This window comes from Mesorhizobium humile, assembly GCF_033977215.1.
GTDB classification, from domain to species: domain Bacteria; phylum Pseudomonadota; class Alphaproteobacteria; order Rhizobiales; family Rhizobiaceae; genus Mesorhizobium; species Mesorhizobium humile.
Genome location: NZ_JAVIIV010000013.1, coordinates 148,373 through 166,330, shown reverse-complemented (window position 1 = coordinate 166,330; position 17,958 = coordinate 148,373). Strand labels below are relative to the sequence as shown.

The following is a 17,958-nucleotide window of genomic DNA, read 5'->3' as shown; positions in this document are numbered from 1 at the left end:
GACATGCATCAAAACAGGGCTTAAGGGCCGGAACAAAGTTCAGGAGGCATACGGGTTCCAGATCGCGGGGCTGCCGGCAAACCCGCCGGCGCCGGGAAGTCCAGGCAAGGACCGTGCTCGCGAGCGCAATCCGGACGAAGAATTTCAACCGTGGCGGGGATTTCTCCATGCCGCGCAGGGTAAGGCTTGCCCACAGGCGGCCGACAAAATGAGAGAGGATTCAAACATGCTGATCTCCCAGATCCTCGACGACGCCGAGACGATCCGCGTCGTCGCCCGCAACGGCGGCGGCAAAACCAGGGTCATCAACGGCGCGCGCAGCGTCTATTCGCTGGCGATGGAGGCCGCCCGCACCGGCACAGGCCTCGAGGCGCTGATCGAACGCAAGGGCTATGGCGAGACGGTTGATCTCGATGCCGCCTACAAGAGGGGCAGGCTGGTCTCGCCGATCAACCATCCAGATCCCGCGCATCTGCATCTCACCGGCACGGGGCTGACGCATCTCGGCTCGGCGGCGACGCGGGATTCCATGCACAAGAAGCTCAATGACGGCGAGGAGCACCTCACCGATTCCATGAAGATGTTCCGCATGGGGCTCGAAGGCGGCAAGCCGGCCAAGGGCCAGGTCGGCGTGCAGCCGGAATGGTTCTACAAGGGCAACGGCACGATGGCGGTGGCCCCCGGCGCGCCTTTGGTGTCGCCCGCCTTCGCGCAGGATGGCGGCGAGGAGCCGGAGATCGCCGGCATCTATGTGATCGGCGACGACGGCGCGCCGTTCCGCGTCGGCTTCACGCTGTCGAACGAGTTCTCCGACCATGTGACGGAGCGGGTGAACTATCTGTTCCTCGCCCATTCCAAGCTCCGCAACGCCTCGTTCGGCCCCGAAATCCTGATCGGCGACCTGCCGGCCGACATCCGCGGCGCATCGCGCATCTGGCGTGACGGCAAGCTTCTGTGGGAAAAGCCGTTCCTGTCGGGCGAAGCGAACATGTCGCACACCATCGCCAATCTCGAGCACCACCATTTCAAATATTCGGCCTTCCGCCAGCCGGGCGACGTGCATGTGCACATGTTCGGCACCGCGACGCTCTCCTTCGCCGACGGCGTCCAGACGGAGGCCGGCGATACGTTCGAGATCGAGGCGCCGGATTTCGGCCTGCCGCTGCGCAATCCACTGGAGATCGAAAAGCCGGTGAAGGTGGCGGTGAAGGCGTTATGATTGGGTGATCTCCCCCCTTGTGGGGGAGATCGGCAGCTTCAGCGGGCTGCTTTGAAATGCTTGGAGAGCTTCAGGCCCTGCGCCTGATAGTTCGAGCCGAGATCGGTGCCGTAAAGCGCCTGCGGCCGCTTCAGCATATGCTCGTAGACGAGACGGCCGACGATCTGGCCGTGGTCGAGGATGAAAGGCACCTCGTGGCTGCGCACTTCGAGCACGGCGCGGCTGCCGCTGCCGCCGGCGGCGGAGTGGCCAAAGCCCGGATCGAAGAAGCCGGCATAGTGGACGCGGAACTCGCCGACCAGCGGATCGAAAGGCGTCATCTCGGCGGCGTAGAGCGGCGGCACATGCACGGCTTCGCGCGAGACCAGGATGTAGAATTCGTCCGGATCGAGCACCAGTTCGCCAGCGCCGCTCTTGTAGATCGGCTCCCAGAAATCGACGACATCCTGCGCGGCGCGCTTGTCGACATCGACAAGCCCGGTGTGATGCTTGCCGCGGTAGCCGACGAGGCCGTCCTTGTCGCCGTCGAGGTCGATGGAAAGCGCAATGCCGCCGCCCGAAATATTGGGCGGCTCGGTGGCGACCAGCATCTCTGCGCGATGAAGGTCGCGCAACTCGTTCTCCGAGAGCACCGCGTTGCCGGTGCGGAAGCGGATCTGCGACAGCCGCGAGCCGGCCCGCACGACGATCGGGAAGGTGCGCGGACTGACTTCGAGATAGAGCGGGCCGTGATAGCCGGCGGCAATCTTGTCGAACTCGTGGCCGCGATCGGTCATCACCCGGGTGAAGATGTCGAGGCGCCCGGTCGAGCTCTTCGGATTGGCGGAAGCAGACACATTCGAGGGCAACGCCAGGCCTTCGATCAGCGGCACGATGTAGACGCAGCCCGTCTCCAGCACCGCGCCCCCGGTGAGGTCGATCTCGTGCAGCTTCAGCCGTTCGAGCTTGTCGGCGACCAGATGATCAGGCCCCGGCAGGAAGGAGGCGCGCACGCGATAGGCCTTGTCGCCGAGCCTGAGATCGAGGCTGGCCGGCTGGATCTGATCGGCATCCAGCGCGCGCGGCGACTTCAGCGCCTTGGCGTCGAACAGCGCCGCGATGTCCTGATCCGGAAGAATGCCTGTCTGCCGCAAAGGCTGGCTCCGTTCACAAGGCCGGGCGAGGACCTGAGCAGGCTCTTGCCGCCCGGCTGGTACAAACCTCTTAATGAAGCCGGCAATTGACGCAAGCGCGGCGCGGGTCTAAAGGGTCGTTATCCCGTGGTGATTTGGCCGGTCGGCTTGCAGCCACGTTAAACAAGTCGCTAAAGGACCGTCGAGCCGCAAGGCTATATGGACCGGTTGCGACTTCGCGGCCGGTTTTTTTGTGTCTGGAAGCAGGGCTATGAGCACCAAGAAGCGTAACTGGAAACCTCAGACGGCACTCGTGCATGGCGGGACATTGCGTTCCCAATTCGGCGAGACCGCCGAGGCGATGTATCTCACGCAGGGCTATGTCTACGAGACGGCCCAGGCCGCGGAGGCCCGCTTCAAGGGCGAGGAGCCGGGCTTCATCTATTCACGCTACGCCAACCCGACCGTCGACATGTTCGAAAAGCGCATGTGCGCGTTGGAAGGCGCCGAGGATGCCCGCGCCACGGCCTCCGGCATGGCGGCGGTAACGGCGGCGTTGCTTTGCAGCGCCAAGGCTGGCGACCATATCGTCGCGGCGCGCGCGCTGTTCGGTTCCTGTCGCTGGGTGGTCGAGACGCTGGCGCCGCGCTACGGCATCCAGGCAACGCTGGTCGACGGCACCGACATCGCCAATTGGGAAAAGGCGGTAAGGCCGAACACCAAGCTGTTCTTCCTCGAGAGCCCGACCAATCCGACGCTGGAAGTGGTCGACATCGCCGCGGTCGCCAAGCTCGCCAATTCGATCGGCGCCAGGCTGATCGTCGACAATGTCTTTGCCACGCCGCTGCAGCAGAAGCCGCTGCAGCTCGGCGCTCATATCGTCGTCTATTCGGCGACCAAGCACATAGACGGCCAGGGCCGCTGCCTCGGCGGCGTCATCCTGTCGGACAAGAAATGGATCGACGAGAACCTGCACGACTATTTCCGCCACACCGGCCCGAGCCTGTCGCCCTTCAACGCCTGGACGCTGCTGAAAGGGCTGGAGACGCTGCCGCTGCGCGTGCGCCAGCAGACCGAGAGCGCCGGCAAGATCGCGGATTGCCTCGCAAGCCGATCGGAGATCGCCCGCGTCATCTATCCGGGCCGCGCCGATCATCCGCAGGCCGACATCGTCAAGAAGCAGATGTCGGGCGGCTCGACGCTGATCTGCCTTGACGTCAAGGGCGGCAAGCAGGCGGCCTTCGCCTTCCAGAACGCGCTCGATATCGTGCTGATCTCGAACAATCTCGGCGACGCCAAGAGCCTGATCACCCACCCGGCGACGACCACGCACAAGAACCTGAGCGACGAGGCGCGGGCAGAGCTAGGCATCGGGCCAGGCACGCTCAGGCTTTCGGTTGGCCTGGAGGACGCCGACGATCTGCTGGAGGACATCGCGCAGGCACTGAAGGCGGCGAAGTAACAGCCCACCTGGCGCCAGATTAAGCGCGCCTAAGCCGCAATCGGCTCAGGCGAGCTCTTCCAGTTCGGTCGCCGCCTTGGTGCGGATGGTCATGGCGTTGCCGCGCCATTCGACGGCGCCGCCGAACCAGGCGCGCGCCCAGATGGCGGGCAGCACCGCGTCGCGCACGATCATCGCGGTGACAGTGCGCGGCGACAGGTACCAGCCCTTGGCCGAAGCCAGCAGGCATTCCGGCAGGTAGGCGATCGCCAGCACGCACAAGGCTGTTGAAGGCAGGCTGACGCCGGCGCTTGCAGCGGCAATCAGCGCCAGCAGCAGCGCCATCGCGGCGCCGGTGAGAATCTCGGGCGCGAAGAACAGCGGGAACGTGACCCGGCGCAGCCGCGCCCAGCGCGTCTGGCGCGACCAGATCTCCGCGAACCGGCGCTGGCCGAGCGGCTGCTCGAAAGGCGAAGTGACGAGATTGACGTTGAGCCCCAGGCTGTTGACCAGCTTGGTGGCTGCCGCATCCTCGGCGATCTCGGCGGCCAAAGCCTGGATGCCGCCATTGGCGTCCAGCATCGGCTTGTTCCACAGCATGCTCTTGCCCTGGGCGAAGCCGAGGCCGAGCGCCTCGCCGGCATACTGCCAGCGCGCTTGCAGCGTGTTGAGGAAGGCGCATTCGACCTCGGCCCAAAACCCGTCCGGCCGCGAGCCGATCGGCGTCGAGCAGACGAGGCCGGTGTCCGCGCGCCATGCCGCCATCAGCTGCTGGACGTAGTCCCTCGGCATCAGCACGTTGGAATCGGCAAGGATGACCCAATCGTGCCTGGCCGCCCGCCAGCCCTTGACGCAGTTGTTGAGCTTGGGATTGGCGCTGATGCGGTCGTCGCCGATCAGCAGCCGCGCCGGAACCTCCGGGTAGCGCGCCATCGCCGCATCGATCAGCCTGACCACCGGGTCTTCGGCATGCGCGACGCAGAAGATCAGCTCATAGCGCGGCCAGTCGAGCGAGAAGGCGCGCTGCAAGGTCTCCTGCGTGAACGGCTCGACGCCGCGCGCCGGCACGATGATCGAGACCGGCTGCGCGCCAGCGGGCGGCGCTATGACACGCCGCCGTTCGAGCCGCGAGGAGGCGAGCACGATGCTGGCGAGATTGGAAAGGAGAAGGGCTGACGAAGCCAGGCCGGCTGCGATAGTCAGTTCCATCGAGATCTGGTCACTCCCGAAAGGCCGCATGCGGCCGTTTCATCAGTCGACAGAGCGCCCGAGTCGCCCGGCGCGGTTTGTGCACACCAACATTGTCGTATGTCACTTAAATGACATTGTTTTTCGGCACCTGCGCTTACAAGGCTGGCAGGATGGTCGGCGCTACGTCTACTAAGAGCGGAGCGTGACATATATTCCGCGGCGGCAACCGGAGTGGCCCATGTATCGCGCAGTGACGCGCAACATCGAAGTGCTGGTCAGGCCCTTCTACCTGGAGGACCGATCCGATCCGTCCGAGAACCGCTATGTCTGGGGCTACCAGGTGACGATCGACAACCGCTCCGACGATTTCGTGCAGCTTCTGTCGCGCTACTGGCATATCACCGACGGTCGGGGCCGGGTCGAGGAGGTGCGCGGCGCCGGCGTCGTCGGCGACCAGCCGGAGCTCAATCCCGGCGACAGCTATCAGTATACCTCGGGCTGCCCGCTCTCGACGCCGTCGGGCATCATGGTCGGCCATTACACGATGCGCAACGGCCGCGGCGAGACGTTCGATATCGCCATTCCGGCGTTCTCGCTCGATATGCCGGGGACAAGGCGGACGGTGAATTAGCCTCTTTCTCCCCGTTTACGAGGAGAAATGCCCGGCAGGGCAATGAGGAACAGCGCCGGGCTTTGAGATTTCTTTCAGGCAGATGACAGCGACGCCACGGCGGGTGGCCTCTTTACCGACGTCAGCGCCACCCCTCATCCGCCCTTCGGGCACCTTCTCCCCGTGAAACGGGGAGAAGGAAGAGCTTACTTCGCGAACTCGGCCGGGTCGAAGTCGTATTGCGTCGAGCAGAACTCGCAGGCGACGTGGATGCCGCCGTCCTCGGTCGAGTCCTTGATCTCCTGCGCCGAAAAGCCTTCAAGGATGCCGTGGATCTTCTCGCGCGAGCAGGAGCACTGGTCGGCGACCGGCACGCCGCGGAAGACGCGCACGCCATGTTCGTGGAACAGCCGGTAGAGCAGCCGCTCGGCGCCCACCGTCGGGTCGATCAGCTCGGTCGGCTCGATGGTGCCGAGCAGCGCCAGCAATTCCTGCCAGGAATTGTCGGCCGGGTGGTCCGCGACGTCGCGCGGATCACCGTCGCCGCCGGAAATATCGGGAACGCGCATGCGCTCCGGCGATTGCGGCAGGAACTGCGCCAGGATGCCGCCGGCGCGCCACTGCTCGCGCGCGCCGCCCGGGCCGGGCGTGACCAGCTTGGCGACCGACATCTTGATCTCGGTCGGGATCTGCTCCGATTGCCGGAAGTAGGTGCGCGCGGCATCCTCGAGCGAGGTGCCGTCGAGCTGGACGATGCCCTGGTAGCGCTGCGTATGCGCGCCCTGGTCGATGGTCAGCGCCAGGACGCCGTTGCCGAGCAGCGTCTGCTGCGAGGTCTCGCCGGCGGCGATCAGCGCCTGCAGCCGGTCGGCGTCGAAGCGCGCATAGGCGCGCAGCGCATGCGGGGTCGAGAAATCAGCCACCAGCATGTCCACCGGACCGTCGGTACGGGTCTGCAGGATAAACTTGCCTTCGAACTTCAGCGAGGTGCCGAGCAGCACGGTGAGCACACAGGCTTCCGCTAAAAGGCGGGCGACCGGCTCGGGATAATCGTGGCGGCTCAAGATAGCGTCGAGCATCGGCCCGAGCTGCACGGTGCGGCCGCGCACATCGAGCGGCGCGACCTCGTAAGGTACGACGTGATCGTCGCCGGCGAAGCCGAATTCACCGAGTTGGGGTCTATGCTCAGCCAAGGTATGGGTTTCCAACATGACAAAACTCCGGGGCGCAGCCATGCAACCCGATGAGCCGCATGCGTCGAAGCGCGTTCAATTTACGTGATGGCCCGCAAATAGGCATCACATATCCCCAGATCAAGTTGACCCCGATCAGGCCAGAAGCGGTCAGGTCGGCCCTTCTCAAACGCCCAGGCACCAGGCCAGCACCGCCTTCTGGGCGTGCAGCCGGTTCTCGGCCTCGTCGAAGACCACCGAATGCGGCCCGTCGATCACCTCGTCGGTGACCTCCTCGCCGCGATGCGCCGGCAGGCAATGCATGAACAACGCATCGGGCTTGGCCTTCGCCATCAGCGCAGCATTCACCTGATAGGGCAGGAAGACGTTGTGGCCGCGGGCGCGATGCTCCTGGCCCATCGAGACCCAGCTGTCGGTGACGACGCAGTCGGCATGGTCGACGGCCTCCTCGGCGGACCGGGAAAACCGGACCTTGCCGCCATTGGCTTTCGACCAGTCGACATATTTCTCGAAAGGCTCGCTGCCCTCCGGCACCGCGACATTGAGATTGAAGCGGAACCGTGCCGAGGCTTCGAGCAGCGAATGCAGCACATTGTTGCCGTCGCCGGTCCAGGCGAAGGTCTTGCCGGCCACCGGACCGCGATGCTCCTCATAGGTCATGATGTCGGCCATGAGCTGGCAGGGATGCGTGTCGTCGGTCAGCCCGTTGATGACCGGAACGGTGGCATTCTCGGTGAGCTCCAGCAGCCGGTCATGCGAGGTGGTGCGGATCATGATGGCGTCGACGTAGCGCGACAGCACCTTTGCCGTGTCGGCGATGGTCTCCGAACGGCCGAGCTGCATCTCGGTGCCGGTCAGCATGATCGTCTCGCCGCCGAGCTGGCGCATGCCGACATCGAACGACACGCGCGTGCGCGTCGACGGCTTGTCGAAGATCATGGCCAGCACCTTGCCATCAAGCGGTTTTGAACGCTCGCCAGCCTTGAGCCTGGTCTTTCGCGCCACCGCGTCGTCGAGCATGACGCGCAGGTCGCCCGCGGAAACGGCGGATAGATCGGTGAAGTGGCGAACACTCATCGGCAGGTTCCAGAAGTTATTTCGCGGCTTCGGCCGCAATCGCATCGGTCAGGCCCTTGGCGCCGCCGCGAATGCGCTTCAGCGCCTCGCCGATCTCCTCGTCGGTGACGGTGAGCGGCGGCAGGAGGCGAATGACGTTGTCGCCCGCCGGCACGGCAAGCAGGTGCTGATCGCGCAGCGCCATGTTCACCTTGGTGTTGGGCATGGCGCATTTCAGGCCGAGCATCAGGCCGATTCCCCTGATGCCCTCGACGACATCGGGAAATTCGTCCGCGACCGCGGCCAGACCCTGTTTCAAAAGCAACGCCTTGCGCTGCACGTCCTCGAGGAAGCCGTCGGCCAGCACGACGTCGAGCACGGCGTTGCCGACCGCCATCGCCAGCGGATTGCCGCCGAAGGTGGTGCCGTGCACGCCGGCCGTCATGCCGGTCGCCGCCTCGTCCGTGGCAAGGCAGGCGCCCATCGGAAAGCCGCCGCCTATGCCCTTGGCGATCGCCATCAAATCGGGCGTGACGCCCGTCCACTCATGCGCGAACAGCTTGCCGGTGCGGCCGATGCCGCACTGGACCTCATCGAAGATCAACAGCAGGCCATGCTTGTCGCAGAGTTGCCGCAGCCGCTTCAGCGATTGCGTCGGCACCGGACGGATACCGCCCTCGCCCTGGACCGGCTCAATCAGGATCGCCGCCGTCTCCGGCGTTATCGCCTTTTCAGCGGCGTCGATGTCGTCGAAAGCCACCTGGTCGAAGCCTTCGACCTTCGGGCCGAAGCCTTCGAGATATTTGTACTGGCCGCCGGCGGCGATCGTCGCCAGCGTGCGGCCGTGGAAGGCGCCCTCGAAGGTGATGATGCGGAAACGCTCAGGCTGGCCCTTGACGAAATGATAGCGCCTGGCCGTCTTGATGGCGCATTCCAGCGCCTCGGCACCGGAATTGGTGAAGAACACCTTGTCGGCAAAGGTCGCTTCGGTCAGCCGCTCGCCCAGCCGGCGCTGTTCCGGGATCTCATAGAGGTTGGAGACGTGCCACAGCTTGGCGGCCTGCTCGGTGAGCGCCGCGACCAGATGCGGATGGCTGTGGCCCAACGAATTCACGGCGATGCCGCCCGCGAAGTCGAGATATCGCTCGCCCTTGTCGGTGACCAGCCAGGTCCCCTCCCCGCGGTCGAAAGCCAGGGGTGCGCGAGCAAAGGTCTCGTAAAGCGCCGAACCGCTCATTATATGCGTCTCCGGAACCGGAAATCAAAAAAGCCGCCAATGCGGCGGCCTTTGCGGCTTATCATGTTTTTCGGCCATGAAGTCAACGAAAACGTCACGCACAAGCGCGTGGCAACTCCTGGCGACATGCCGGCCCATCAGTGGTCAGGCAAGTTGGGGAAAACCGTAAAAACCGAATCGGTGTTGCCCTGGGGACTCTTGTCACCGAGTCAGCGCATAAGGTAATTGTAGTCGAGAAATAACTATATTTCGTGCGGCGGACCTAAATCACCCGGTACATGTGGTGTCGTTTGCCCGGCGAGAGCCGGCTCGGGAAAGGATTCTGGCTGCCGCACGCTTCAGCAGGAGCGCGGTCTCATGAACTGGACTGACGAGCGGGTAGAACTTCTCAGGAAATTGTGGTCGGAGGGTCTGAGCGCCAGCCAGATTGCCGCACAGCTTGGCGGAGTGAGCCGCAATGCCGTCATCGGCAAGGTGCATCGCCTGAAGCTGTCGGGCCGCGGCCGCGCGACGGCCGCCCCGGCGCGCCAGAAAAAGGCGACGCAAGGCGCCTCGATGCAGAAATCGGTGACCCGCGCCGCAAGCGCCACGCGTCATGTGACGGCCACCATCGGCGCCACCGCGCTGCAGGTGCAGTTCGACGCCGAGCCGGTCGCGCGCCACTATATCCGCCCGGTCGAGAACGTGGTCGTGCCGATCTCGCGGCATCTGCAGCTCGTCGAGCTGACCGAACGCACCTGCAAATGGCCGAACGGCGATCCGCTCTCGGAAGACTTCAACTTCTGCGGCAACGACGCCGCCGAAACGGGACCGTACTGCAAGTACCACTCCCGTGTTGCGTTCCAGCCGGCGGGGGAGCGCCGTAGGGCGCGCTGAGCGAATAGCGAATAGCGAATAGCGAATAGCGAATAGCGAATAGAACGGCTTGGCTTCTGTGACTGGGAGCAAGCCGTTTTTTCGTTGTTCCCTATTCGCTACTCCCTATTCGCTGCCGCTCACAGCCACCCGTTCTTCTTGAACCGCCAGTACAGGAATGAGCAGATCGAGGCCATCACCAGCAGGATGATGGGATAGCCATATTCCATCTTCAATTCCGGCATGTCGGAGAAGTTCATGCCGTAGATGCCGGCGAAAGCCGTGGGAACCGCCAGGATGGCGGCCCATGAGGCGAGCTTCTTGGAGATAGCGGTTTCCTGGCTCTGCCCGACGAGCAGGCTGGCTTCGAAAGCGAAGGCCAGGACCTCGCGCAGGCTATCGATCTTTTCCTGCACGGTGCGGATGTGGTCGGTCACGTCGCGAAACAACGGATGCATGGCGGCATGGATCTGCGGCAGCTCGGCGCTGGTCAGCCGACGGCAGACCTCGACCAGCGGCAGCGCCGCATTGCGCAGGCGCAAGAGATCGCGGCGCAGCATGTAGAGCCGCTCGATATCGGTGCCGGTCATCGGCTTCAAAAGCACCTTGTCCTCGATCGCCTCGACCTCGTCCTCGATCTGCTCCAACACCGGCATATAATTGTCGACGATGAAATCGAGGATGGCGTAGAGGACGAAATCCTCGCCTTTGGCGAGCGAATGCGGGCAGCTCTCCCAGTGCTGGCGCACGGCGGCGTAAGAGGTCGACGGGCCGTGCCGGACGCTGACAATGTAGCCGGTGCCGACGAACAGATGCGTCTCGCCGAACGTGACGCGGCCGTCGATCAATTGCGCGGTGCGGGCGACGATGAAGAGGGCGTCGCCATATTGCTCGATCTTCGGGCGCGCATGCGGATGCTCGGCGTCCTCGATCGCCAGGTCATGCAGGTGGAACTGCGCCTGCACCCTGAGCAGCAGGTTGCGGTCGGGCTCGAGCAGGCCGATCCAGACGACATGGCCGGGTCTTGCCGCCCATTCCCCGGCCTGCTCGACGGCGATATCGGCGACGCGCTTGCCGCCCGAATAGACGCTGGATGCAATGATGCCCGACGTTGGGGCCGGGGTCAGGTTCCGAACTTGTTCCATCGCAAACCTCCCGAGACTGCGACTGACAAATCGCTGTGCCCGGAGAAGCTTAGCCTAAATCAGGAAGCCGTTCGAGAGGCACCCGTTCACTTAGCCGGCACCGCGCCGGGAAGTACGACCTTGTCGGTCTTGTCGCCTTTCGGCCGGTCGGCCGGCATCTGGTCGCCGGTGACGATGTAATAGATCGTCTCGGCGATGTTGGTGGCATGGTCGCCGATACGCTCGATGTTCTTGGCGCAGAACAGAAGATGCGTGCAGGGCGTGATGTTGCGCGGATCTTCCATCATGTAGGTCAAAAGCTCGCGGAACAGCGAGGTGTACATGGCGTCGATCTGGTCGTCGCGGTCGCGCACCAAGCCGATCCTCTCGACCGAGCGCGAGGCATAGACGTCGAGCACTTCCTTGAGCTGCGTCAGCGCAAGGTTGGCAAGCGCCTCCAGGCCGCGAAAAAGGCTGTTCGGCTGGCGGCCGTCGACCGAAGCGACGCGCTTGGCGACGTTCTTACCCAAGTCGCCGACGCGCTCGATGTCGGCCGAGATGCGGATCGCGCCGACGATCTCGCGAAGGTCGGTCGCCATCGGCTGGCGCCTGGCGATGATGATGATGGCCTTGTCGTCGATCTCGCGCTGGCCCTCGTCGAGGACGAAATCGTCCTGGATGACCTTCTGGGCGAGGCCATGGTCGACATTCACCAACGCCGCGACCGCCTGTTCGACCATGCGCTCGGCATGCCCGCCCATCGCGGCGATGCGCTTCGACAGGAACTTCAGCTCTTCATCATAGGCACTGACGATATGGACGGACTGCATGGATATGCCTTCCCGGTTTTTACCGGCTGGTGCGTTCCCTCAATCCGTCGCTGATACGCGAACCGCATGACAGAAAGAAGAAAATCCCGGTTGGCAACCTGTACACGATCAGCGAGCCGGCAAATGAACCGTGAACGCCGCGCCCTTGCCGACTTCCGACTTGATGGACAATCTTGCGTTATGACGGGTCAATATATGCTTGACGATCGAAAGGCCAAGCCCGGTGCCTTTCTGGGTGCGGCTGTTTTCGACATCGACGCGGTAGAAGCGCTCGGTGATGCGCGGGATGTGTTCTTCGGCAATGCCTGGACCATAGTCCCTTATCGTGACGTCGAAGCCCGGCTGCTCCTCGTCCTCAGCGCCGGCAATCGATACGGTGACGTGCCCGCCTGACTGGCCGTATTTGCAGGCGTTCTCGAGGAGATTCTCGAAAACCTGGAACAGTTCGTCGCGGTCGCCGGGAACGACGAGCGGCCCATCGGCGAACTCCCGCTCGATGACGATGCCGTTCTCGCGGGCCAGCGGCGCGAGGGAATCGATGACGCTGTCGATCGTCTGGCGAAGATCGACCTCCGTGCCCGGCCTCAGATAGGGTTTCATCTCCAACCGCGACAGCGAAAGCAGATCGTCGATCAGGCGGGCCATGCGGCCGGTCTGGTTCTGCATGATCTGCAGGAACTGGTCGCGCGCCGCCGGATCGTTGCGGGCCGGCCCGCGCAGCGTCTCGATGAAGCCGGCGATCGAGGCGAGCGGCGTGCGCAGCTCATGGCTGGCATTGGCGATGAAATCGGCCCGCATGCGATCGATGCGCCGCGTCTCGCTCTGGTCCTTGAACACCAGCACGTAAAGGCCGGTGGCATGGCCGACCGTGGACGCGCTGACCCGATATGTCCGTTCCACAGGCAGCTTCTCGGTATAGTCGACCGCATCGGCGGCGACCTGCCCTGACAGGATGCCGTCGAGCAGCGCCTGCATTTCCGGCGCGCGAAACTTCAAAGCCAGCGACATCCCGGGCGCCAGCCCGCCGAAGGCGGCGAAGGCGGCGGCATTGGCGTGAACCATGGCCGCTGAATGATCGAAGATGATGAGCGGATCGGCGACCGCGGCCGCCAGATACTCGCCGGAGAGCCGCTGCAGCCCGCTTGCCTCGATCGCTGCTCCCGTATCGGCCGGCTGGCGTTCGGCATCCGCGGGCAACATCGCCGCGGTCGCCAGCGCGGCCAGGGCCAGCACCAGCACATAGAAGGAGGCGCCGGCGAAGAAATAAACGGCAAGGACCGCGAGAACACCCGCGCCAAGCAGCCAGCGGTTGCGTGACAGCCGCGCCGCCAAGGCTTGCCTCTTGTTGTCTTGTCCCGCGCCCGTCTCTGCCATAGGCCCGCGCCACCCCGCATCCCGTTCGAACGGCCAGCAACTCGCTGGACCGGCCTGACGCATGGGACCCTGAAAATCAGGATCGATTTTCGCGAAGGTTCATGCGCAAAATCAAAATGCTACAGCGTTTTTGCGTCCGAATGCGCGTTGCGCTGCACAGGCTCCATAGCATGAGTCCGCAAACTGGGAAGGTTCGTCTGGATGAAAAAGGCCAAGGAAACGGCTGAAGCGGTGCCGGCCACGGCACCGATCAAGATCAAGATCGGCGGCAAGGAGCGCGAGTTCGACATCGACGATCCGGTGCTGCCGGACTGGATCGAGGACAACAAGCTCACCGCCGGCGGCTATCCTTACGACAAGAAGATGAAAGGCGAGGAGTACGAAAAGGAGCTCGAGGGGCTGCAGATCGAACTGGTCAAGGCGCAGGCCTGGCTGCAGGCCACAGGCAAGCGGGTGATGGCGCTTTTCGAGGGCAGAGACGCGGCCGGCAAGGGCGGTACGATCTTCGTGCTGCGGCAATATATGAACCCGCGCACGGCGCGCAACGTCGCCCTGACCAAGCCGACGCCGACCGAGGCGGGGCAATGGTATTACCAGCGCTATGTCGACCATTTCCCGACTTCGGGCGAGTTCGTCACCTTCGACCGCTCCTGGTACAACCGTGCCGGCGTCGAGCCGGTCATGGGGTTCTGCACCCCGGAGCAGCACGAGAAATTCCTCGACGAGACACCGCATTTCGAACGGATGATCTGTAACGAGAACATCCATTTCTTCAAATTCTGGCTGAACATCGGCCGCGAGACGCAGCTCGAACGGTTCCACGACCGCCGCTGGTCACCGTTGAAGAATTGGAAGTTCTCGCCGATCGACATCGCCGGCGTCGGCAAGTGGGACGACTACACCAAGGCACGCGACCAGATGATCGAGCGCACGCACAAGGAGTTCTCGCCCTGGATCGTCGTGCGGGCCAACGACAAGCGCCGCGCCCGGCTCGCGGTGATCCAGCGTATCCTGCTCTCCCTGCCCTATGACGGCCGCGACCTCGACGCTGTCGGCAAGCCCGACAAGAAGATCATCGGCGAGGGACCGGAATTCCTGAAGGACTAGTGCGTTTCACCGTTTCACGGGACCGGTGAAACGCCCTATCTCTTTGTTTTTACGCAATTCCGGACGGAAAACCGCTCACACTTTTCCTGGAATTGCTCTTGTGTTGCCCTGCACCAGGAAGCGCTGGCCTGCGCAACCTGTGCCGTAATGCAGTTCCGGATCAATTACAGCGCCGCGCGCCTTTCGGCTTGCGCGGCGCTGAGGTTTAAGCCAGGCGCTCAGGCGGCCAGGCGAGCGATGCGCTGCAGCCGCTTCAGCGTGGTGTCATCCTGAAGCGCCTGCTGGAACAGCGTGATCTCGTGGTCGATGCGGTCGCACAAGACGTCCGTATCGCCCTTGAGCAGGCTGCGCGTCTGCAGCAGTGCCGCCACAGGCTTCTTGGCCAGCTGTTTCGCCCTGGCCAGCGTTGCCTCCTCGGCGCTGCCTTGCGTCACGATCTCGCCGACAAGGCCGAGCGCCTTGGCGTCCTCGACGCCCAGCGTATCGCCCAGGCAGAAGAAGCGGAAGGCGCCGGCGTAGCCGAGCTTCTGGGGCGCCAGAATGCTGGTCGCCGCGTCCGGCACCAGGCCGAAATCCACAAACGGCACCCTGAAGGTGCTGCCCCGTGACGCGATCACCATGTCGCAGTGGAACAGGATGGTGCAGCCGACACCGACGGCATCGCCGTCGACACAGGCAAGGACCGGCTTCGGGAAGGTCGCCAACATGCGGAACATGTCAGTGACGGCGTCGATCAGCTCTCGGTGCTTGGTGGCGTCGAGGAACTCCGAGAAGTCGCCGCCAAGGCAGAAGCATCCGGCAAGACCGCGCAGCATGACGACGCGGACCTCGTCATCGACCGCCGCCTCGTGCAAGGTCCTGGCAAGGCTCGCATAGGCATGCCTGTCGAGCACCGGCCGGCCGTCATGCGAGGACACGGTGACGACCAGCGTATGGCCGCGCAGTTCCGGTTCGGGATGGAAACTCATGACCGCCTCCATCACGAAGCCTGCTTGAGGCCCAGCAGACCAGGATAGCCCCGGTTCAGCACCGGCAGGTGGTGGTTGCGGCGCGCCCGCACGACATCGAGCGTATGCTCGGTGAAGGTAAGCAGCGTCGCCACGACCTGCTGGTTGCCATAGGTGCGCTGATAGCCGAGCGGCTTGGCCAGGAAGTGCAGCTGCAGCGCTCTGAGCACCCACATCGGCTCGAACTCGATGATGACCTGGTTGACGTTGCGCTTGAGGCCCCATTCGACGAAGCCGGCGATCAATTCGGTACCGACCGTCGAGACGCCGCGTTTGCCGTCGCGAAAGCCCGGAGCCACCGCGTAGCGGGTCAGTTCCCAGACATTCGGTCCCGAGGGGGACGCCCCCTCGCAGAGGTCCGACAGCACGTCGGTCAGAAGATGCGGCCGTGTGGTCGGCAGCATTCGCTGGTAGCCAGCCAGTTCGCCATTGCGGATGACGAGGTGGTGCTCGGCCTCGTCATGATCGAACTGGTCGATCTCGAGGTGGTCCGGGCGATCAAGATCGGTCCATCCCATCTCCTCGACGAAGATCTTGTAGCGCAAGCGATGGACCGCCTCCCACAGGTCGGGACGTTCCATCAGTTCCTGAGTGGTAAGGGCAAAAAGCATTAGCCGTCTCCTGGGCTTAGAGGAAGATACGGCCGTGATGTCCCTTAAAATATTGCGCGATCGCGCAGGCAAGAATTTCCAGGTCGGCACGGCCGACCTAGCTAATATAGCCGCGCCTAATCGCCTCCGCGACTGCCTGCACCCGGTTGGCTGCGCCCAGTTTGCTCTTGGCGTTAAGAAGATGTTTCTCGGAAGTGTGTTCCGAGATGCCTAAAATTTGAGATATCTCCCATTCGGACTTGCCGACAGCGGCCCATTGCAGGCACTCCCGCTCACGCGGCGTCAATTCTATGTGATCGATGATGCTTTCGGCCTTGGTGTGCAGCTGCATGGCGCGGCCGATCGCATAGGTCGACGCGAGCGAGACCATTCCGAATTCCGCATCCGACAGTTCGACGGATTCGCCGCCCAGCGAGACCATGACGATCTGGCCGTCGAGAGTGACCAGCGGAAACGCCAGGCCATCGCGCAGCTTGAACTCGCGGGCATCGCCCATGACTTCGTCGCTGCTCTTGTCGATCACGGCGTTCTTGGAAGCGTCGCGCCATTGGAACGGCGCCTGAAGCTGCTTCATGTGACTGACGACCGGATCGTGGTCGACATAGTTGCGCGCCACATAGCGCTCCAGCCAATCGCCGGGCCAATCGCAAAGCATCACATGCTGTTTCTGCTGGCCGCGCGGCGTGCCAGGCTGCGGCACGGTTCCCGCCATCAATGCGGTCAGGCCGAAGTTCGAGGTGACGCCGAGCAGCCTCTCGCAAACCGCGGCCGCGGTGCCAGCTTGCTGCAACTGGTCTATGTATTCCAGAGTTCTGTCGAACAGGCCCATCGCAACATCTACCCCATGTTGCTTCCGCTTTTTCTTTACCGACGATAGATGGACGAACACCCCTTCGCCATCAACCCCCCACTTTGCAATCTCCTCAGCTATGCCGGCAGCTTCCCCCCTTCCGGCGCGCAGGTCATTTGCAAACGCTCTAAACCATACGCTTAATTTGGCCGCTTGAAATCAAAAACCGTTGTGCCTGCCGCATTTTCATACGAAAAGCCAAGGAACGCGGACAGGCGCGGAGCCATATCGTGATCTTGCGGTGGATATTTCTGGCCCTGATGGCGGTGGTGGGCGGCGCGCTGCCGCCTGCCAGCGCGACTCAAGCGGCGGAGCCGCAGGTGCCGGTGCTGTGGGATGCCAAGGAGCGGCTACCGAAGCCCGACCTCTCGGCGCTGCCGCGACTCAGATTCCTCACCACCACCGATTTTCCGCCCTTCAACTTCCTTGACGGCGCGGGCCGCCTGTCGGGTTTCCACATCGATCTGGCGCGGGCGATCTGCGCGGAACTGGGCGTCGTCGAGAAATGCCAGGTCCAGGCATTGCCGTGGAACGAGCTGGAGGACGCGCTCCAGAAGGGCGAAGGCGAGGCGATCATCGCCGGCATCGCCGCGACGCCGGAAAGCCGGGAGAAATACACCTTCTCGCGCTCCTATATGCAGTTTCCGGCGCGCTTCATCATGCCGAAGGCAAAGGCCTTCGCCGAGCCGATTCTCGACAAATTGCGCAGCAAGCGGGTCGGCGTCGTCGCCGGCTCGGCGCATGAGAAAATGCTGCGCGATTATTTCAAGGCCGTGCAGGTGGTGACCTTCGACACACCGGAAGGCCTCTATGCCGACCTCAAGGCCGGCAAGGTCGACGCCGCCTTCGGCGACGGCATGCGCTTTTCCTTCTGGCTGGGCGGCTCGGACGCCGCCGGCTGCTGCCGCTTCGCCGGCGGTCCGTATCTGGCGCCGGAATATCTGGGCTCGGGCATGGCGATCGCCACCCGCAAGAGCGACACCGCGCTTGCCGCCGCCTTCGACTACGCGCTGCAGGAGATCTCGATCAAGGGCACCTTCGCCGAGTTCTATCTGCGCTATTTTCCCGTCAGCTTCTTCTGAGGCTATTGAGATTCAGGTGATGCCGGCCTGACCTGAATCTCAGCGGCCTCGGTCCGTCC

At 63.7% G+C, this 17,958-nt stretch carries 17 protein-coding genes and 1 riboswitch; of the genes, 6 read left to right on the top strand and 11 right to left on the bottom strand.

Annotated elements, in window-relative coordinates; all coding sequences use genetic code 11:
- The first annotated feature begins 226 nt into the window (after positions 1–226).
- Positions 227–1,219 carry an AraD1 family protein gene (gene araD1 / locus RFM52_RS20260; protein WP_320297802.1) on the top strand — a complete coding sequence of 331 codons (993 nt, stop codon included), beginning with the start codon at positions 227–229 and terminating at the stop codon, positions 1,217–1,219.
- Positions 1,220–1,257: 38 nt separating this feature from the next.
- On the opposite strand, the gene RFM52_RS20255 is transcribed toward araD1, so the two are convergent.
- Entirely contained in the window at positions 1,258–2,352 is a 1,095-nt protein-coding gene (locus tag RFM52_RS20255) for a 2'-deoxycytidine 5'-triphosphate deaminase (protein WP_320297667.1), read from the bottom strand.
- A 116-nt stretch (positions 2,353–2,468) separates the two neighbouring features.
- Positions 2,469–2,546: riboswitch (SAM riboswitch) on the top strand.
- A 56-nt stretch (positions 2,547–2,602) separates the two neighbouring features.
- On the opposite strand from RFM52_RS20255, the gene RFM52_RS20250 reads away from it, so the two are divergent.
- On the top strand, positions 2,603–3,793 hold the full coding sequence (locus RFM52_RS20250; RefSeq protein WP_320297668.1) for an O-succinylhomoserine sulfhydrylase: 1,191 nt from the start codon (positions 2,603–2,605) through the stop codon (positions 3,791–3,793).
- Positions 3,794–3,838: 45 nt separating this feature from the next.
- Here RFM52_RS20250 and RFM52_RS20245 read toward each other — a convergent pair whose 3' ends face one another.
- Positions 3,839–4,981 carry a ceramide glucosyltransferase gene (locus RFM52_RS20245; protein ID WP_320297669.1) on the bottom strand — a complete coding sequence of 381 codons (1,143 nt, stop codon included), beginning with the start codon at positions 4,979–4,981 and terminating at the stop codon, positions 3,839–3,841.
- A gap of 220 nt (positions 4,982–5,201) precedes the next feature.
- On the opposite strand from RFM52_RS20245, the gene apaG reads away from it, so the two are divergent.
- On the top strand, positions 5,202–5,594 hold the full coding sequence (gene apaG, locus RFM52_RS20240) for a Co2+/Mg2+ efflux protein ApaG (RefSeq protein ID WP_320297670.1): 393 nt from the start codon (positions 5,202–5,204) through the stop codon (positions 5,592–5,594).
- Between the two features lie 185 nt (positions 5,595–5,779).
- Here the strand turns inward: apaG and RFM52_RS20235 are convergent, their stop codons facing one another.
- The 3 genes from RFM52_RS20235 to RFM52_RS20225 all read right to left on the bottom strand — a co-directional run bounded on the left by RFM52_RS20235 (position 5,780) and on the right by RFM52_RS20225 (position 9,059).
- Positions 5,780–6,808, bottom strand: a complete 1,029-nt coding sequence (locus RFM52_RS20235; RefSeq protein WP_320297671.1) for an Hsp33 family molecular chaperone — start codon at positions 6,806–6,808, stop codon at positions 5,780–5,782.
- A gap of 123 nt (positions 6,809–6,931) precedes the next feature.
- Entirely contained in the window at positions 6,932–7,843 is a 912-nt protein-coding gene (argF, locus tag RFM52_RS20230; RefSeq protein ID WP_320297672.1) for an ornithine carbamoyltransferase, read from the bottom strand.
- Between the two features lie 16 nt (positions 7,844–7,859).
- A complete protein-coding gene (locus RFM52_RS20225) occupies positions 7,860–9,059 on the bottom strand; it encodes an aspartate aminotransferase family protein (protein WP_320297673.1) in 1,200 nt (399 codons plus the stop codon).
- Between the two features lie 357 nt (positions 9,060–9,416).
- Here RFM52_RS20225 and RFM52_RS20220 point away from each other — a divergent pair, with 357 nt between their 5' ends.
- A complete protein-coding gene (locus RFM52_RS20220) occupies positions 9,417–9,935 on the top strand; it encodes a GcrA family cell cycle regulator (protein WP_320297674.1) in 519 nt (172 codons plus the stop codon).
- A 119-nt stretch (positions 9,936–10,054) separates the two neighbouring features.
- Here the strand turns inward: RFM52_RS20220 and RFM52_RS20215 are convergent, their stop codons facing one another.
- The 3 genes from RFM52_RS20215 to RFM52_RS20205 all read right to left on the bottom strand — a co-directional run bounded on the left by RFM52_RS20215 (position 10,055) and on the right by RFM52_RS20205 (position 13,242).
- Positions 10,055–11,059, bottom strand: a complete 1,005-nt coding sequence (locus RFM52_RS20215) for a magnesium and cobalt transport protein CorA (RefSeq protein ID WP_320297675.1) — start codon at positions 11,057–11,059, stop codon at positions 10,055–10,057.
- Positions 11,060–11,145: 86 nt separating this feature from the next.
- Positions 11,146–11,868 (bottom strand): phosphate signaling complex protein PhoU, encoded by a 723-nt coding sequence (phoU, locus tag RFM52_RS20210; RefSeq protein WP_320297676.1) that lies wholly within the window; start codon positions 11,866–11,868, stop codon positions 11,146–11,148.
- Between the two features lie 108 nt (positions 11,869–11,976).
- Positions 11,977–13,242 carry an ATP-binding protein gene (locus RFM52_RS20205; protein WP_320297677.1) on the bottom strand — a complete coding sequence of 422 codons (1,266 nt, stop codon included), beginning with the start codon at positions 13,240–13,242 and terminating at the stop codon, positions 11,977–11,979.
- A 201-nt stretch (positions 13,243–13,443) separates the two neighbouring features.
- On the opposite strand from RFM52_RS20205, the gene ppk2 reads away from it, so the two are divergent.
- Positions 13,444–14,349 carry a polyphosphate kinase 2 gene (gene ppk2 / locus RFM52_RS20200; RefSeq protein ID WP_320297678.1) on the top strand — a complete coding sequence of 302 codons (906 nt, stop codon included), beginning with the start codon at positions 13,444–13,446 and terminating at the stop codon, positions 14,347–14,349.
- Positions 14,350–14,567: 218 nt separating this feature from the next.
- On the opposite strand, the gene RFM52_RS20195 is transcribed toward ppk2, so the two are convergent.
- The 3 genes from RFM52_RS20195 to RFM52_RS20185 all read right to left on the bottom strand — a co-directional run bounded on the left by RFM52_RS20195 (position 14,568) and on the right by RFM52_RS20185 (position 16,796).
- A complete protein-coding gene (locus tag RFM52_RS20195) occupies positions 14,568–15,317 on the bottom strand; it encodes an enoyl-CoA hydratase-related protein (protein WP_320297679.1) in 750 nt (249 codons plus the stop codon).
- Between the two features lie 11 nt (positions 15,318–15,328).
- Entirely contained in the window at positions 15,329–15,967 is a 639-nt protein-coding gene (locus RFM52_RS20190) for an acyl-homoserine-lactone synthase (protein WP_320297680.1), read from the bottom strand.
- A gap of 97 nt (positions 15,968–16,064) precedes the next feature.
- The gene (locus RFM52_RS20185; protein ID WP_320297803.1) at positions 16,065–16,796 is read right to left on the bottom strand and encodes a helix-turn-helix transcriptional regulator; all 732 of its coding nucleotides are present in this window, start codon (positions 16,794–16,796) and stop codon (positions 16,065–16,067) included.
- Between the two features lie 281 nt (positions 16,797–17,077).
- On the opposite strand from RFM52_RS20185, the gene RFM52_RS20180 reads away from it, so the two are divergent.
- On the top strand, positions 17,078–17,899 hold the full coding sequence (locus RFM52_RS20180) for an ABC transporter substrate-binding protein (RefSeq protein WP_320297804.1): 822 nt from the start codon (positions 17,078–17,080) through the stop codon (positions 17,897–17,899).
- Positions 17,900–17,958: the final 59 nt, after the last annotated feature.

Excerpts from the sequence above, each read along its gene's own strand:
- argF (WP_320297672.1), bottom strand. The coding sequence starts at position 7,843 with ATGAGTGTTCGCCACTTCACCGATCTATCCGCCGTTTCCGCGGGCGAC.
- RFM52_RS20195 (WP_320297679.1), bottom strand. The coding sequence starts at position 15,317 with ATGAGTTTCCATCCCGAACCGGAACTGCGCGGCCATACGCTGGTCGTC.
- phoU (WP_320297676.1), bottom strand. The coding sequence starts at position 11,868 with ATGCAGTCCGTCCATATCGTCAGTGCCTATGATGAAGAGCTGAAGTTC.
- RFM52_RS20180 (WP_320297804.1), top strand. The coding sequence starts at position 17,078 with ATGGCGGTGGTGGGCGGCGCGCTGCCGCCTGCCAGCGCGACTCAAGCG.
- RFM52_RS20205 (WP_320297677.1), bottom strand. The coding sequence starts at position 13,242 with ATGGCAGAGACGGGCGCGGGACAAGACAACAAGAGGCAAGCCTTGGCG.
- araD1 (WP_320297802.1), top strand. The coding sequence starts at position 227 with ATGCTGATCTCCCAGATCCTCGACGACGCCGAGACGATCCGCGTCGTC.
- RFM52_RS20215 (WP_320297675.1), bottom strand. The coding sequence starts at position 11,059 with ATGGAACAAGTTCGGAACCTGACCCCGGCCCCAACGTCGGGCATCATT.
- apaG (WP_320297670.1), top strand. The coding sequence starts at position 5,202 with ATGTATCGCGCAGTGACGCGCAACATCGAAGTGCTGGTCAGGCCCTTC.
- RFM52_RS20235 (WP_320297671.1), bottom strand. The coding sequence starts at position 6,808 with ATGGCTGCGCCCCGGAGTTTTGTCATGTTGGAAACCCATACCTTGGCT.
- RFM52_RS20190 (WP_320297680.1), bottom strand. The coding sequence starts at position 15,967 with ATGCTTTTTGCCCTTACCACTCAGGAACTGATGGAACGTCCCGACCTG.
- ppk2 (WP_320297678.1), top strand. The coding sequence starts at position 13,444 with ATGAAAAAGGCCAAGGAAACGGCTGAAGCGGTGCCGGCCACGGCACCG.
- RFM52_RS20250 (WP_320297668.1), top strand. The coding sequence starts at position 2,603 with ATGAGCACCAAGAAGCGTAACTGGAAACCTCAGACGGCACTCGTGCAT.
- RFM52_RS20185 (WP_320297803.1), bottom strand. The coding sequence starts at position 16,796 with ATGGGCCTGTTCGACAGAACTCTGGAATACATAGACCAGTTGCAGCAA.
- RFM52_RS20225 (WP_320297673.1), bottom strand. The coding sequence starts at position 9,059 with ATGAGCGGTTCGGCGCTTTACGAGACCTTTGCTCGCGCACCCCTGGCT.
- RFM52_RS20245 (WP_320297669.1), bottom strand. The coding sequence starts at position 4,981 with ATGGAACTGACTATCGCAGCCGGCCTGGCTTCGTCAGCCCTTCTCCTT.
- RFM52_RS20220 (WP_320297674.1), top strand. The coding sequence starts at position 9,417 with ATGAACTGGACTGACGAGCGGGTAGAACTTCTCAGGAAATTGTGGTCG.